Genomic DNA, 14,325 nt, shown 5'->3' on the forward strand with positions numbered 1-14,325 from the left:
ACCCCGCACAGCGCCGGGCCGCGCGAGCCACCCGACCTCAGCCCGCACCCCGGGTGCCGGCCTAGCCACGCCCAAGCCCCGACACCGCCCGCCGCGCGCTCAGCGCAACGCATCCGCCACTTCCCGAGCCGCATCCAGCACCCGCGGCCCCACCCGCTCCGGCACGGCATCCGCGAGCATCACCACACCCACGCTCCCCTCGACCCCGGTCACACCGACCAGCGGAGCCGCGGCCCCACTGGCCCCCGCCTCCAACTCCCCATGCGTCAGCGTGTACCCGCACTCCCCCACCGGCGCCTGCCGCGCGGCAAGAATCGCGCGCCCCGCGGCACCCCGGTCCAGCGGATGCCGGAACCCGGCGCGATAGGCGACGTGATAGTCCGTCCACGTGGGCTCGACGACCGCGACGGCAAGCGCCTCGCTCCCGTCGACCAGCGTGAGATGAGCCGTCGCCCCGATGTCCTCCGCGAGCGAGCGCAACGCGGGCAGCGCGGCCTCCCTTACCAGCGGATGCACCTGGCGGCCGAGCCGCAGCACCCCGAGCCCGACCCGGGCACGGCCGCCCAGATCACGGCGTACGAGAGCGTGCTGTTCCAGCGTGGCGAGCAACCGGTACACAACCGTCCGGTTGACGCCCAGTTTGTTCGAGAGTTCGGTGACGGTCAGCCCGTGATCGGTGTCGGCGAGCAGCTTGAGGACGCGCAGTCCCCGGTCGAGCGTCTGAGAGGTCTCCGCGGTCACGACGCCCACTCCTTAGTGGTGAGGTCGACGGCCCCCTCGCGGCGGTTGCGGCACCGAGTCCCGTCGGCGACGCGCTTCAGAGGCCGCCGGTCGGCTGGCGACCCGGTGCTCCCGGGCGGAGTCGCTTCACGGCTGCGCTCCGCGGCTGCGCTGCCACGGGGCGTGTGCGTAGCGGGACAGTAGCGAGCCGGTCCGCTCAGCGGAAGGCTCCGTCCAGAATCCGGGCACCGGCCGGCCCGGACACCTTTCGTTTGCCCCGATTCGCACGGCGCTCACCACTCGGCGTACACGACCTCTGCACACAGCGCGCACGCCATGATGCGCGCCGGGGCAGCGAAAACCCGCCCCGCGCACGCACCGGTCCACACGCCCCGCCCAGGCACACCAGCCGGGCACCCCGACCGACGTCGCCCAGGCACAGCGCCCGGCGTCACCGCATTCGCGTGGCCCACTCCTGGACCTTGGCGATCCGCTGCCGTAGCTGCCCCGCCGTCGCCTCCGCGCTCGGCGGTCCCCCGCACACGCGCCGCAGCTCGGTGTGGATCACGCCGTGCGGCTTGCCGCTCTGGTGGACGTACGCGCCGACCATGGTGTTGAGCTGCTTGCGGAGTTCCAGCATCTCCTTGTGGGAGACCACAGGCCGCCGCTCGGCGGGCAGTTCGAGAAGGTCCGCCTCGTCGTCCGGCTTCTTGCGGCTGTGCGCGATCTGCCGGGCCTGCCGCTTCTGCAGCAGGAGCTGGACCTGGTCGGGTTCGAGCAGCCCGGGAATCCCCAGGTAGTCCTGCTCCTCCGCGCTCCCGGGGTGGGCCTGCATGCCGAACTCGGCGCCGTCGTACAGCACCCGGTCGAAGACGGCCTCGGACTCCAGCGCCTCGAAGGAGAACTGCTCCTGCTCCCCGGTGTCCTCGTCCTCCTCCCGGTTCGCCTCCTCCATCTCCTTCTCGGACTCGGCGTACGGGTCCTCCTCGCCCTCCTTCTTGGGCTTGTCGAGGACGTGGTCGCGCTCGACCTCCATCTCGCTTGCGAAGCCGAGGAGGTTGGGAATGGTCGGGAGGAAGACGGAGGCGGTCTCGCCGCGCCGCCGGGAGCGCACGAAGCGCCCGACGGCCTGGGCGAAGAAGAGGGGCGTGGAGATGGTGGTGGCGTATACGCCGACGGCGAGCCGCGGCACGTCGACGCCCTCGGACACCATGCGCACCGCGACCATCCACCGGTCTTCGCTGTGGCTGAACTCGTCGATACGGTTCGAAGCGCCGGTGTCGTCGGACAGGACGAGGGTGGCCTTGGTCCCGGTGATGTCGCGGATGAGCTTGGCGTAGGCGCGGGCCGACTCCTGGTCGGACGCGATGACCAGCGCACCCGCGTCCGGAATGCCCTTCCTGACCTCCGTCAGCCGCTGGTCGGCGGCGCGCAGCACGCTCGGCATCCACTCGCCGCGCGGGTCGAGGGCGGTGCGCCAGGCCTGCGAGATGGCGTCCTTGGTCATGGGCTCGCCGAGCTTGGCGGCGATCTCGTCGCCCGCCTTCGTACGCCACCGCATGTTGCCGCTGTAGGAGAGGAAGATGACGGGCCGCACGACTCCGTCGCCGAGCGCGGCCCCGTACCCGTACGTGTAGTCGGCCGCGGAACGCCGGATCCCGTCGTTCCCCTCCTCGTACGCGACGAAGGGGATGGGGTTGGTGTCGGAGCGGAAGGGCGTACCGGTGAGCGCGAGTCGCCGGGTGGCGGGCTCGAACGCCTCCAGGCACGCCTCGCCCCACGACTTGGAGTCACCGGCGTGGTGGATCTCGTCGAGGATGACGAGGGTCTTGCGCTGCTCCACCCGGTTGCGGTGCAGCATGGGCCGCACACCGACACCGGCGTACGTCACGGCGACGCCCTGGTACTCCTTGCTGAGCGGCCCCGCGCTGTACTCGGGATCCAGCTTGATCCCTATCCGCGCGGCCGCCTCCGCCCACTGCTTCTTCAGATGCTCGGTGGGCGCGACCACGGTCACCTGCTGCACGACATGGTGGTGCAGCAGCCAGGACGCGAGGGTCAGCGCGAACGTGGTCTTGCCGGCGCCGGGCGTGGCGACGGCCAGGAAGTCGCGTGGCTGCTCCTGGACGTACCTCTCCATCGCCCCCTGCTGCCAGGCGCGCAGCTTGTTGGCGGTGCCCCAGGGGGCTCGGCCGGGAAAGGCGGGTGAGAGGTGATGGGACGAGGCAGCGGCGCTGGCGGCGGTGGTAGTCACGGTCTCCGTGTGTGGGTCGAATCAGAGGGGCCGCGCGTCGGGCAGGGCGGTGGTGGGAGACGGGCGGGCGGCTCGGCTACGTATGACAACCGGGCCACCCTACCGGCGCCCTGGACGCGTCAACGCGCGTACGACACCGGGTCACCCGTGGATGGGACTCAGGTCACATCGCCTCGTGCAGCGCCCTCAAACGCAGGGCGATCATCCCCACGTCCTCCAGGCTGCCGGCGGCCACCTCGATGACGAGCTTGTACGACTCGTCCTGATCGACGTCGAGCATCTCAGTGCCGTTGAAGTCGAGGAAAACGACGGTGGACATCCACGCCATGCGCTTATTGCCGTCCACCAGAGGATGGTTCACGGCAAGCGACTGGTGTAGTGCCGCAGCCTTCTCGAAAAGGTCCGTGTACGCCTCGACCCCGAACATCTGCGACTGGGGGCGGTGGACAGCCGAGCTGAGCAGACCCAGGTCACGCACGACAACCTGCGTCTGCTCCCCACACGCCAGCTCCGCCAGGTCCAGGACCTCCTGGACCGTGAGGTACTTCATCTACTCCCCCAGCCTCCGCAGCAGGTCGGCGTGGCCCGCCGCGTACTTGGCCCCCAGGCGGCGAACCGTGGCTCGGTCCGCCTCCTGTTCGAGATACCGGTCGATCGCCTGAAGCACTATGGCGTGCATGCTGCGCCCCTCCTCCTCGGCACGCAGCTTGAGCGCCTCCTGCTGGTCGTCGCGCAGACGAAGGTTCATAGCCATACCACCACGGTACCATTACTGGGGTCATACTGGTACCACCTACGCGGGTACGGCCCGCACCCGCGTAGTGACCCACGCCCCCACCAACGCCACCCCCGCCATCGGCAGGAACACCGCCGCGAAGGCCGCCGGATGGGAGCCGGACGCCGAGGTGGCCGAGTGGCTCACCGTGCCGCCGCCCAGCGCGGCGAAGGCGGCGCCGCCCGCGGCGAGCAGCAGCACGTTGGACAGAGCGTCGGAGATCTGGAGGGAGGCGGAGTTGGTGCCGGCCTTCTCGGGCGCCGAGAGGTGGAGCAGCAGCACGCTGGTGGAGGCGATCACCAGCCCCATTCCGAGGCAGCCGAACCCCCAGGCGACGGCGACGATCCACACGGGCACGGCGTGGATCAGGACGCTCGGCGCGGTGGCGATGGCGGCCGCGACCAGCATCATGCCGAGGAACATCAGCCGCTCCCGGTACGGCTCCACACGCGGCCTCGACTGGATGTAGGACCCCAGCGCCCAGGTCCCGCCGCCCGCCGCGAGCGAGAACCCGGCGAGCGTCGGCGACAGCCCCCGCTGGGTGACGAGCATGAGCGGTACGAAGGACTCGGCGGCGATGAAGGAGCCGGCCGCGACCCCGCGGAGCAGCACCACGGACGGCAGTCCGCGCGCCGCCCGGTAGGTACCGCGGGGCAGCAGCCCGAGAACGGCGGGCACGAGCAGCGCGGCGCCCACCACGGCGGGCACGAGCGAGAACCAGGTCAGATCCTGGGCGGCGTACTGGAGGACCGCGGCACCGCAGGAGATCCCGAGCGCGAGCCGGATACGCCGCCGGTCGAAGCGCGCGCGCCCTTTTTCCGCCCTCTCCGGTCTGGACGTCCGCCGCCGGATCTGCGGCAGCGCGAGGGCCAGCGGCAGAACCACGAGAACAGGTATCCCGGTGAACACCCAACGCCAGCCGAGGTGTTCGGTGACCGCGCCCGCGGCGAGCGGCCCGACCACGGACGGGATCACCCAGCTCGCGGCGAACGCCGCCATGATCGACGGCCGCAGCCGCTCCGGGTAGGCCCGCCCCACGACCACGTACAACGCGACGATCACCAGCCCGCCGCCGAACCCCTGCACCGCCCGCCCGAGGATGAACAGCCACATGGCGTCCGCGGTGCCGCACAGCAGCAGCCCGGCGGCGAAGGCGGATATCCCCGCGGTCAGCGAGGCGAGCGGCCCGTCGCGGTCCGACCACTGCCCGGCGAGCACCATCCCGAACAGGCTCGTCGTGAAGTACCCCGAGAACGCGAAGGCGTACAAGGACAGCCCGTCCAGCTCCCGCGCCGCGACGGGCATGGCCGTCCCGACCGCCGTCGCCTCGAACGCGATCAGCAGGACGACGGAGACGATCCCGATACTGAGCGCCCGGTACTCCCGGCCCAGCACACCGTCGTCGGTGTCGGAGGCGGCATCGGCCTCCGCCGGAACCGTTGCGGCATCGCGTGCGTCCAGGCCAGTCATGCCCGCCAGCGTAAGGGGCATCCCCGTCCGTGACCCCTGTCCGGAGACCGTGATCGACTGAGCCATTCGTCGTACGACCACCACCCACGAGTCGTCGTACGACCACCCACGAGACGGCCGACGCCGGCTCCGACCCATTCGTGAACGCCACATGGCAGTCCCGTTGCAACGCCCGCCCACCCCTTGAGCCCCGCCCCCACCCCGCCTACGGTCAACCCATCAGGTCCGGAACGAGTGAGCCGTGCCGCACCTGACTACGGCCGTGTGCCCGAGTGGTTTAGGGACTCGCCTGCAAAGCGAGTTACGTGGGTTCGATTCCCGCCACGGCCTCAATCTGCCTGACCAGGCAAAACGACAGGGCGGCATCCCGAAGGGGGTGCCGCCCTGTCGGTCGTCCGTCTCGGTCTTCGTCTCAGTTGGCCGCGAGGGCACCTCCGTGCCGGACCGCAGGACGATGCCCAGAGTGTGAGGAGACAGGCATCGCGCTCTGGGCCCAGAGGCACGGCGCCAGGTGGGTGGCCGGGCCTGTAGCAGGCCGCTAAGGTCGCGGCATGGGTGGGGAATCAGGCGCCGGGGGGCGGACCCGGCCGTGCAAGTGGTGCCAGACGCCGGTCCCGCAGCGGGGGCGGTGGCGTCGACGGCGTTTCTGCAGCCGCGGGCACCGCTTGAAGCACCGCGGAGTGTCGGCCGTCGGCCGATTTCTGGACTGGCTGTAGCCGGTCAAGCGGCGCGCTGCTCCTCGGTGTTGATGCACATGCCGCAGATGCCGTACGAGCGCGGGATGCAGCACCCGAGGTCGAACAGGCAGCAGGGCGAGCAGAACCTGGCCGTACGGAAAGGGCGGTCCCCCTCGGAGAGAACCGCCCTTCCGCATGGCTCAGGGCCGGCGAACCGGATCGCTGTGTCAGGCGTACGGGTTGAACGCAATTCCGGCCGGCATCGAGTAGGACAGGTTGTCGTTGAACGAACCGTCCTTGATTTTAAGCGAGGCGTCACCGAAATTGGCGTTCATGAGCTTGTCGCGGTAACCGGACGGGTAGCCGTCCCAGCCGACGAGGCGCGGGAAGAACCAGTTGCCGGTGGCGTTTTCCGCCGGTTCGTCGTTGGTGTTCGCGAAGCGGAAATCGTGCGTTGAGGCGCCGTCTTTGTGGTAGACGATTTTGGCGTGGTTTCCGTCGAAGCGTATGGAGGAGCTGGGAAGCACCTGATACGAGCTGTGCTGCGACACCGAGACGTACTGGACCTGGTTGTTGTAGATCCACACGATGACGTGTTCCCAGTCATGCCGGTGCCCGATGGCCGCGGGTCCCAGAGTGGCCTGGTCCTTCTCGAAGTAGCTGGCGTACATGACCGCGCACCAGCCGTTGTTGCACTTTTCGCGCGAGTACGTGTTGGCGTTGTTCAGCTGGGCGGGGTCGTGACAGTGGCCGTTCACGTCGCCGCCCAGCGACAGGCCGGGGTTGATGGTGCCGTCGGCGCCGATGGCGGCGGTGGTGTAGCAGCCGTCCCCGTCGTAGTCGTAGGCCGGGGAGAACGTCTGCTCCAGACCGGAGGCGTTCTGCGGCAGTTGCTGGAGAACGTCGGCGTGCGCGCTGGTCGGCAGCGCGACGACCAGAGCCAGGGCGCTGAGCGCGCCGACGATCGCGGAACGACTCAGCGCCTTGCCGGAGCGCTTCGAGCGAGGTGCCATTCCCTCGGGGGGCGTGGTCGACTGCAGCGTGCTGGGCACACCAACTCCTCAGAGATAAAAGTGATGCAAAAACCACGCAGGGATTCCCTGCTTCAAGATCGGTGGTCTTTGCGCGTCAGAGTGACGCGACTTCAAATTAGCTCAGGGCGACCGGAGTTACAAGAAAGAGCGCAAGCACCAGCGCATGCCTCAAAACGGCATTCCGGATATTGCCTGGAATCCGGCAGGGCCGAGAAGCGGAGAAATTTAACATTGGGCCTATTCCAGGCCACCCGTACACCCGTCGAGGCAATGTGGGGCACTTTGCGTGTGAAGCGGCAGAACCCCTGGCAAACAGGCCGACCGGTCGAGAGTAACCTGTGAATTATCTTTGAACGCCCGCTTCGTGACGGGCAGCCCCGGCTTACCGGTACAGCGTTCCGCCTGCCCGGTCCTCGAATATCTCCGGCCAGTAGCGCCGGCCGTCGTCGCCGGGCAGGGCCGGGGTCGGGTCGCAGGCGAGCGGGTCGACCGCGGCCAGGGTCTGGGACATGGTGGCGGCGAGCTGCTCGTAGGCGTCGCTGAGGTCGTGGGCCGCGTCCAGGGACTTCTCGCGGTGCAGCAGCCAGAGGGTGAACGCGAGTGTGGAGATGTCGGCGTTCAGGGGGCGGAGGACGAGGTCCGGCTCGCTCCACGCCAGCACGGCGCCGGTGGCGCCGTCCACCACGAGGTGGGTGTCCTCCAGCAGATTGCCGAGGCGTATCAGACGGTCGGCGGCGGCGGGCAGTTCGTCGGCGGTGAAGTCACCGGGGCGCTCGTCCGCGTAGTACTCGCTGAGCGCCGGCAGCGGCACCTCCGTGTCCAGCTGGAAGACGAAGCCGTCCTCCGGGAGGCCCGTCTCGCGAAGGAAACGGCGCGTCGGCTCGTGCGTGAGCGCGGTCGGGAAGTCGACCTCCTCGAAGCGCATGATCCCGCCCGCTCCGAACTCCTCGTCCAGCAGCCGCTTCGGCAGGTCCAGGACGAGCCCATCGCCGGGTCCCGCAATCCGGGCCAGCGGACGGATCAGCGCGGCCATCCGCCAGAACGGCGGCACCTCTGCGCCCACCGCGCCCTCGAAGACGGCGGCCAGCCGGTCCGACACCTCCGCGACCGCCTTCGGGCCGAAGCGGGTCTCGTACGACGCGAAGCTCCCGCCGGAAGCCGTCAGCTCCTCCGTGGCCGCCGCGAAGCGCACCAGCGCCTCCAGGGAGGGAGCGAGCGGCGAGAGGTCCAACGGCGTCGGGCTCCGGTGGATGTCCGTCGTGGAGACCTCGCCCGTCACCCCGTCGAGGACGATCGACTCCAGGTCCCTGTCGAAGGTCCGCAAGGCCCCTATGACCAACTGGTCCTGGAGCTCCTCCGCGAGCCTCTCCGCGTCGCCGGCCAGGTCCGCGAGCCTGCGCAGCCCGTGCTCCCGCAGTGTGCCGAACCCCACGAGGGTGCCGTCGCCGGGCAGTCCGGGACCCGTCAGCCAGTGCCTCGTCCCCGCGTGCGTGATGTACGGGTACAGCTCGTCGTCGGTCAGTGTGATCGCGCCGCCGACGCCGGTGTCAGTCGTGCTCATGGCTCCCCCGCGCATATGAACGCATCGTGCTTCCCCCGAGCAAGGAACACCCCGTCGTCCAGGGGCAGTTCCCAATAAGTCAGAACCATACGCCGCACCACTGACAACGCCGGAAACACGCAGGCACAGACATCCCGCAGGCGCCACACAGGCGCCGAACGGATCGCAGGCACCAGAGCAACGACGAACCCACCGCCCGGAACCACCCGGTTCGCACCACCCCTGGTTCGCGCCGTCCAGGCCACCCGGGCCCGGTTCGCACCGCCTCGGTCACAGCACCTGAACCGGCCGGAAAGCCGGACGACCCCGCCCCGGCCACCCCCGCCCCGGTCACCCCACCCGCGCCCGCTCCCGCCCCGCCACGATCGCCTCCACCGTCTCGGCCACCGTCAGCCCGGAGCTGTCCAGCCACAGCCCGATCCGCGGGGTCCCGGCGCGCAGGCCCCGGTCCAGCTCCTCGACCGTCCACGCCCCGTACCCGGTCTTCGCCCGCCCCGCCTCACGCGCCGCGACGGCTTCCGGGCGGGGTGCCAGTACGACGACGTACAGGGGGCGGGTGCGGACCAGTCCGACGTACGCCGTCAACTGCTCGCCCAGGACGACGTCCTGCACGACCGCTGTGAAACCGGCCCGCGCGTACGCGTCCGCGGTGGCCGCCGACAGCCCGTACCGCAGGCGGAGTTGCGCCTCGGCCTCGCCGCCCGCACCGGGTTCGTACTCCTCGCGCCCGGACACGATCATGCGCCGGAACACGTCACCCCGTACATGCGCCGCCCGCGGCAGCCGCTCGGCGAGAGCCTGCGCGACGGACGACTTCCCCGCGGCCATGATCCCGGTGATCAGGACGACCCCGTCCATCAAGCGCCCCCGTCCGGCAAGGCCACCGCCCGTCAGGCGAAGTACACGCCACCCACGACGACCACCACAGCCGCCACCACGAACAGCAGCACCCAGAGCGCCAGTTTCCCGACCCCGGGCGCGGGTTCGTAGCGCGGCGGCTCCGGATCCGGCGTGCTCACGGCGTCGTCACCACAGCCGCCTGGGGCCGTATCGGCAGCCGGTTCACGGGCCGCCCGGTAGCCGCCCGCACCGCCGAAGCGATAGCCGCCGGCGACGTCACGACCGGCACCGCGCTGGCCGCCTTCGCGCCGAAGGGGGCGACGACGTCGCGCTCCTCGACGAGCTTGACGATGCGGATGTCGGGAGCGTCCAGGGAGGTGGGGAGGGCGTAGCCGGTGAGGTCGGGGTGGCGGACAAGACCGCGCGCGGTGCGCAGGTTCTCCGTCAGCGCGGCGCCGACGCCCTGCGTGACGCCCGCCTCGATACGGGCGGCGAGCTGGGCGGGGTTGAGGATCCGCCCCACGTCCTGGGCGAGGGCGAGTTCCACGACGCGTACGGAGCCGAGTTCGATGTCGACATCGACCACCGCGCGGATCGCGCAGAAGGCGAGGCCCACGAAGGCGTCGCCCTGGCCGGCGGCGTCCAGCGGCTCGGTCGGGTGCGGGCGGCACTGGGCGGTGGCCCACAGTTCCTTGCCGTCCATCGCCTCGGTGACGGTCGTGGACAGCACTCCGTCGTACGAGGTGATCTTGCCGTCGGTGATCTGGAGCAGCTCGGTCGACATCCCGAACTTGTGCGCCAGGGGCTGCAGCAGTTGCGTACGGACCATCTTCGCCGCGCGTTCCACCGCGCCGCCCGACACCCAGGTGTGGCGGCCGCGGCAGCTCGGGCCCGCCGGAGGCTGGTCGGTGTCCACGGGAGCCACGTGCACCTCGTCGATGCCGAGGGTCTCCTGGACGATCTGGCGGGCCAGCGTGGTGAAGCCCTGGCCGGTCTCCACGGCCGCGCAGAGCACGGTGGCGACGCCGTCGTGGACCTTCACGGTGGCCGTCGACACCTCGTCCGCGCCCTCGGCGCCGAGCATGTGCACCATGCCGAGGCCGTAGCCGACACCGCGGCGTACGGCGCCGGGTTCGCCCGCGCCCTCGGGGCCGCCCGGGAGCAGCCATTCGTCCTCGGGGGTGTCCTTGGGGAGGGCGGGAAGCGGGTAGTCCCGTACGGCCTGGAGCAGTTCGGCGACCGGGGCCGGGCAGGTCACCGTCTGGCCGGTGGGAAGCACGTCTCCCGTGGCCATCACATTGCGCAGGCGCAGCTCCGCCGGGTCCATGCCCAGCTTCTTCGCCAGCTTGTCCATCTGCGCCTCATAGGCGGCGCAGACCTGCATGGCGCCCTCGCCGCGCACATGGCCGGAGGGCGGGTTGTTGGTGCGGACGGCCCAGCCCTCGATGAAGGCGTTCGGGACGACGTAGGGGCCGCAGGCGAAGGCGACGGCGGCGGCCAGCGACTCCGAGGAGGTGTCCGCGTAGGCGCCCGCGTCCAGGAGGATCTGCGCCTCGACCTTCACCAGCTTGCCGTCGGCGTCCGCGTGGTGGCGGTAGCGCAGCAGGGTGGGGTGGCGGTGGGCGTGGCCGAGGAAGGACTCTTCCCGCGTAGCGGTGATCTTCACCGGGCAGCCGGTCTTCAGCGCGAGCAGACCGAGCGGGAGTTGAACGCCCTGGTCCTCGCGGTCGGCGGTGGCTCCGGGGACGCCGGTGACGACGACCTTCACGCGCTCGGGCTCCAGGCCGTAGCAGGCGGCGGCCGTGTCGCGGTCGGTGTGCGGGTCGGTGGACGCCACGTAGAGCTCGACTCCGCCGTCGGGGCGGGGCACGGCGAGGCCTGCCTCGGCGCCGATGGGGGCGGGGTCCTGGCGGCCGATGCGGTACTGGCCCTCGACGACGATCTCGCCGGCCGCCGCGGGGTCGCCGTGTCGCAGCGGGATGTGCCGGATCAGGTTGCCGTCGGGGTGCAGCGCCTCGGCCTCGAAGGCCAGCTCCGGGTCGGTCACCGCGTCGAGCACCTCGTACTCGACGATGACGGCCGCGGCGGCCATCCGCGCGGTGTCCGGGTGGTCGGCGGCGACGGCCGCGATGGGCTCCCCATGGTGGCGTACGACCTCGGAGGCGAACACCGGACGGTCGGCCCTGCCGCGGCCGTGCACCGGGGTGCCGGGCACGTCCTCGTGGGTGATGACGGCCTGTACGCCGGGCATCTCGCGCGCGTGGCTGGTGTCGATGGACACGATGCGCGCGTGCGGGTGGGGTGATCTGAGCACGGCGGCCCACAGCAGGCCCTCGGCCCACAGGTCGGCCGCGTACGGGAAGGTGCCCTCCGTCTTGGCGCGGGCCTCCGCGGCCGGCAGCGAGACACCGAGCCCGTGCGGGAGGGGCTCCGAGCCCGCCTCGGGCGCCGTGGGTGACGCGGTCACGGTTTCGTTGCTCACGCCTGGCCTCCGTCCTGGCCGTACGGCTGCTCATGCGGCGCCTGGGGATCGTACGGGGGGTTGTACGAGGAAGTGTCCCCGTACGCCGCGGGGTTGACGCCGCCCCCGCCGGGACCTGCCTGGTGCGGGATGCGGGCCTCGTCGGCGTCCGGCGCGGATTCGGCGGTGGCGGCGGAGTGCGCCTCACGTTCGGCGACGACCTCGCGTACGGCGTCAAGGACGCCGCGGTAGCCGGAGCAGCGGCACAGGTTGCCGCACAGGGCCTGGCGGGTCTCGAGCTCGTTCGGCGCGGGGTTGCCCTCGAGGAGGTCGTGCACGGTCATCGCCATGCCTGGTACGCAGAAACCGCACTGCACGGCGCCGCACTTGGCCAGCGCGCGCTGTACGTCGGAGGGCTGCCCGTCGGCGGCCAGGCCCTCGACGGTGCGCACCTCGCTGCCGGCGGCGGTGACGGCGGGCACCAGGCAGGACGCCACGAGCCGCCCGTCGACCTGCACGTTGCAGGCGCCGCACTCGCCCTGCGAGCAGCCGTCCTTGGCGCCCGCGAGGCCGAGGCGCTCACGCAGTACGTAGAGCAGCGACTCGCCGATCCAGGCGTCGGTCACCGGACGGTCGGCGCCGTTGACGCGCAGGACGTAGGAGGCGAGGGGGTGTTCGTCATGGGGGGCCGTGACGGGGTTCTCGGTGTCCGCCGCCGCCTCCGCGGCCTCGGTGGCCTCGGACTCCTCACGAGCCCGGTCCGCGTCCGGCGCCTCATGAGCCTCATGAGCGGTCTCGGCGGCCTGCTGGGCGTCCTGCGCGGGCGATCCGGCCGGTGACTGCGTCGAGGGTCCTACGAGGCTCTCAGCGGGCGTCTGCGCCGATGGGCGCAGGGCGTCTTCGGCGGACCGTTCCCGGGGTTCCGCGGACCAGGCCTGCCCGATGGCTTCCGTCGTCTGCCCGGCGCTCTCCGTCGCCCAGGGAGCGGACGCGCCGCCGGGGAGCGTGGCGGGCGGCGTGCCGCCCCACTGCTCGACCAGCGCGGAGGTGGTGAACTCGCCCGATTCGTCCGGGATATCCCCGCCGGCCACCGGAATCGACCACTGTCCGGTCACGTCGTTGCCGGAGGGTCCGGCCGAACCCGGATGCCCTGCCTGCCCGGAGTGATCGACCTGTCCGGGCCCGGCGCCGTCCCGCGCTACATCCCCGAAGTCCCACTGCCCGGTGACCCCCGGGTTGTACGCGTACCCGTCGCGGCCGGCGTCCGCGGGCGCGCCGTTCGGGTCGGGCCACTGGACGGCGTCGGCCGGTGCGGCCCACGCTCCGCCCTGCGCCGGGTCCGCGGCGGCGGGCGCCGGGGGCGGCACCTCGATCTGCGGGGGCACGTACCCGTGCCCGGGCGCCGCGAGCGGCTCGCGCTCCGCGAGGAGGGCCTCGATGCCGCCTTCGGGGAGTTTGACGAAGGCGGTGGCTCCGTCGTCGTAGTCGCCCTGGGGCAGCGGATCCCAACGGCCGCCCTGGGGGGCGCCCTCCGCGTGCTGGTCGTCGGTCATGACAGTGCCCTCCCCAGTGCTCGTCGGGCCAGCGCGGCGACGGTGCGACGCAGGTGCAGTACGGCGGGCGGAAGCGGTTGTACGGAGCCGTCCTCGTCGGGGACGGCGTCGGGGATGCAGGCCGCGGCGACGTATTCCCCGAAGGCGTGCAGCGCCTCCGGCACGAGCGCGCGCTCCCCGTCCCAGTCGATGAGCTGGGCGACCCAGGCCTCGGCGTCCAGGGGGCGCAGCGGCATCGGCGCTATGGCACCGACGGCGCACCGCACTCCGCGCCGGGCGGGGTCGAGGACGAGCGCGACGGACGCGATGGCGCGGCCGGGACCGGTGCGTCCGGTCGCCTTCAGGAAGACCTGGGGCGCGTGCAGCAGCGGCACGCGCACGTAGCCGATGAGTTCGCCGGCGCGGAGCATCTCCACGCCCGCGAGCAGGTGCGAGACCGGGATCTCGCGGCGGGCTCCACCAGGGCCGGCGATGATCAACGCGGCTTCCAGGGCGGCCAGTACCGGCAGCGCGTCCCCGGTGGGGGACGCGGAGGCGATGTTGCCGCCGAGGGTGCCCGCGTTGCGGATCTGCGGGGGGCCCGCGGCGCGCGCCGAGGCGGCGAGCGCGGGGATGAGGGCCGCGAAGTCGGGGCGGCCCATGCGTGCGTGGGTGAGTCCCGCGCCGAGCAGCGCGTGGCCGTCCAGGTACTGCCAGCCGCGGATCTCGCTGATCCTGCCGAGGCCGACGAGCGCGGCGGGCCGTAGCTGTCCGGAGTTGATCGCGGCCATGAGGTCGGTGCCGCCCGCCACGGGAACGGCGGCGGGCATGGCGGCCAGGGCCGCGACCGCCTCGTCCAACGAGCCGGGCAGCGTAACGGCCTGCGCCGCCTGCGGTGCGTGCGTGGTCAAACCGGCTGCCCCTTCCCGCTGCCCCACCTGGTCCCACCTGTGCTGCCGTACGGTACGTGCTGACAGGGCGGACGTGGCAACTCTGGCACA

General features: G+C 71.5%; 12 protein-coding genes and 1 tRNA gene. 1 reads left to right on the plus strand and 12 read right to left on the minus strand.

Going from position 1 to position 14,325, the window contains the following annotated elements; translation table 11 throughout:
• Positions 1 to 99: 99 nt before the first annotated feature.
• From ACFVKT_RS19540 to ACFVKT_RS19560, 5 genes are all read right to left on the minus strand, one after another.
• On the minus strand, positions 100 to 741 hold the full coding sequence (locus ACFVKT_RS19540) for an IclR family transcriptional regulator (protein WP_385733034.1): 642 nt from the start codon (positions 739 to 741) through the stop codon (positions 100 to 102).
• 430 nt (positions 742 to 1,171) lie between these two features.
• The gene (locus ACFVKT_RS19545) at positions 1,172 to 2,974 is read right to left on the minus strand and encodes a DEAD/DEAH box helicase (RefSeq protein ID WP_385733035.1); all 1,803 of its coding nucleotides are present in this window, start codon (positions 2,972 to 2,974) and stop codon (positions 1,172 to 1,174) included.
• Positions 2,975 to 3,137: 163 nt separating this feature from the next.
• Positions 3,138 to 3,524 (minus strand): type II toxin-antitoxin system death-on-curing family toxin, encoded by a 387-nt coding sequence (locus ACFVKT_RS19550; protein WP_385733037.1) that lies wholly within the window; start codon positions 3,522 to 3,524, stop codon positions 3,138 to 3,140.
• Positions 3,525 to 3,722, minus strand: coding sequence for an Arc family DNA-binding protein (locus tag ACFVKT_RS19555; protein WP_013003224.1), 198 nt, complete (start codon positions 3,720 to 3,722; stop codon positions 3,525 to 3,527). It abuts the gene before it with no gap.
• 45 nt (positions 3,723 to 3,767) lie between these two features.
• Positions 3,768 to 5,219, minus strand: a complete 1,452-nt coding sequence (locus ACFVKT_RS19560; protein ID WP_385733039.1) for an MFS transporter — start codon at positions 5,217 to 5,219, stop codon at positions 3,768 to 3,770.
• 258 nt (positions 5,220 to 5,477) lie between these two features.
• On the opposite strand from ACFVKT_RS19560, the gene ACFVKT_RS19565 reads away from it, so the two are divergent.
• Positions 5,478 to 5,549, plus strand: a tRNA-Cys gene (locus ACFVKT_RS19565).
• A gap of 574 nt (positions 5,550 to 6,123) precedes the next feature.
• Here ACFVKT_RS19565 and ACFVKT_RS19570 read toward each other — a convergent pair.
• The 7 genes from ACFVKT_RS19570 to ACFVKT_RS19600 all read right to left on the minus strand — a co-directional run bounded on the left by ACFVKT_RS19570 (position 6,124) and on the right by ACFVKT_RS19600 (position 14,235).
• The gene (locus tag ACFVKT_RS19570) at positions 6,124 to 6,909 is read right to left on the minus strand and encodes an NPP1 family protein (RefSeq protein ID WP_385733201.1); all 786 of its coding nucleotides are present in this window, start codon (positions 6,907 to 6,909) and stop codon (positions 6,124 to 6,126) included.
• A 403-nt stretch (positions 6,910 to 7,312) separates the two neighbouring features.
• Positions 7,313 to 8,491, minus strand: coding sequence for an SUKH-4 family immunity protein (locus tag ACFVKT_RS19575; protein ID WP_385733041.1), 1,179 nt, complete (start codon positions 8,489 to 8,491; stop codon positions 7,313 to 7,315).
• 330 nt (positions 8,492 to 8,821) lie between these two features.
• Entirely contained in the window at positions 8,822 to 9,349 is a 528-nt protein-coding gene (locus tag ACFVKT_RS19580; RefSeq protein ID WP_385733044.1) for an AAA family ATPase, read from the minus strand.
• Between the two features lie 32 nt (positions 9,350 to 9,381).
• Complete coding sequence (locus ACFVKT_RS19585) at positions 9,382 to 9,510, minus strand: hypothetical protein (protein ID WP_384375558.1); 129 nt, start codon at positions 9,508 to 9,510, stop codon at positions 9,382 to 9,384.
• The gene (locus ACFVKT_RS19590; protein WP_385733046.1) at positions 9,507 to 11,813 is read right to left on the minus strand and encodes a xanthine dehydrogenase family protein molybdopterin-binding subunit; all 2,307 of its coding nucleotides are present in this window, start codon (positions 11,811 to 11,813) and stop codon (positions 9,507 to 9,509) included. Before ACFVKT_RS19590 ends, ACFVKT_RS19585 begins: the two co-directional genes overlap by 4 nt.
• The gene (locus ACFVKT_RS19595; RefSeq protein ID WP_385733048.1) at positions 11,810 to 13,345 is read right to left on the minus strand and encodes a 2Fe-2S iron-sulfur cluster-binding protein; all 1,536 of its coding nucleotides are present in this window, start codon (positions 13,343 to 13,345) and stop codon (positions 11,810 to 11,812) included. Before ACFVKT_RS19595 ends, ACFVKT_RS19590 begins: the two co-directional genes overlap by 4 nt.
• Positions 13,342 to 14,235: an FAD binding domain-containing protein gene (locus ACFVKT_RS19600; protein WP_385733050.1), complete on the minus strand. Its 894-nt coding sequence runs from the start codon at positions 14,233 to 14,235 to the stop codon at positions 13,342 to 13,344. The genes ACFVKT_RS19595 and ACFVKT_RS19600 overlap by 4 nt, the downstream gene beginning before the upstream one ends.
• Positions 14,236 to 14,325: the final 90 nt, after the last annotated feature.

Source organism: Streptomyces sp. NPDC127595, from assembly GCF_042671685.1.
In the GTDB taxonomy this organism is placed as follows: domain Bacteria; phylum Actinomycetota; class Actinomycetes; order Streptomycetales; family Streptomycetaceae; genus Streptomyces.